Source organism: Streptomyces sp. 2A115, assembly GCF_052245575.1.
Classification (GTDB): Bacteria; Actinomycetota; Actinomycetes; order Streptomycetales; family Streptomycetaceae; genus Streptomyces.
This window is the reverse complement of the sequence record NZ_JBQQCG010000240.1, coordinates 1-941: the sequence shown is the minus strand read 5'-3', so window position 1 is coordinate 941 and position 941 is coordinate 1. Positions and strand designations below refer to the sequence as shown.

General features: G+C 68.2%; 1 protein-coding gene. It reads right to left on the bottom strand.

The window, feature by feature from the left end; translation table 11 throughout:
• Nucleotides 1-24 precede the first annotated feature (24 nt).
• Nucleotides 25-941: IS701 family transposase (locus ACTWQR_RS55805; RefSeq protein WP_443235028.1), on the bottom strand; the 917-nt coding region annotated here is incomplete at its 5' end.

Sequence of the window (941 nt, the reverse complement as noted above, 5' to 3'; positions counted from 1 at the left end):
TACTCCAGCCGTAGTTCGTGATCTTCATTCCTGAGTGGCTTGTCGTCGGTAGTGGCTGGCTTGGGATCGGGCCTGGTGGCGGCGTCGCCAGTTCGACCAACCGAGCCGGTGGGCTGTGTCGTGGACGGGTCGGACGACGAGGGTGATGAACAGGCGCTGGATCTCGTTGCAGGTGAGCGGAATGAGGGCATCGGGTGCGGGGCGGGTGTGCTCGTCTGCGCGTACGACGGCGAGGAAAGCGTGCGCGAGCATGGCGAGGGTGCCCCAGCGGGACCAGGAGGTATAGCGGCGGACCTGGTGCTCGTCGAGTGCGGCCAGGCCCTTGCCCGACTGGAAGAACTCCTCCACCCGCCATCTTGATCCGGCGACTCTGACCAGCACGGTCAGCGGCACGGACGCGGGCGAGTAGCAGCGGTAGTAGGCGAGTTCGCCGGTGCTGCGGTTACGGCGGATCAGTAGCTGACGACTCCCGGGGCGGGGGTCGGGGAGGTCGATGACTGCCCAGTTGTAGACGCGGTGGCCCTTGGCCCCGGCCCCTGCGGAGAGCTTCTGCCAGGCCCGCTTGGGCACCTTCTTGGCCAAGATGTCCGCACGGAACCTCCCCGCCCCGGTGGTGACTTCGTGCGAGCAGGCCACCGCGAGGACGTAGCCGGTGCCGCGTTCCTCCAGTGCGGTTCGCAGCCTGGGGTTGCCGCCGTAGACCTCGTCGCCGGCAACCCATGCGGCCTGGTGGCCGGCGTCCAGGAACCGGGCGACCATACGAGTGGCCAGCTCCGGCTTGGTGGCGAAGGTGGTTTCCTCGGCAAGGCCCACGGCGCGGCAACGGTCGGGGTCGGAGGTCCAGGAGCGCGGAACGTAGAGTTCCCGGTCCACTGCGGCGTGGCCGCGCTTGCCTGCGTAAACCAAGTAGACGGCGACTTGGGAGTTCTCGATCCGGCCGG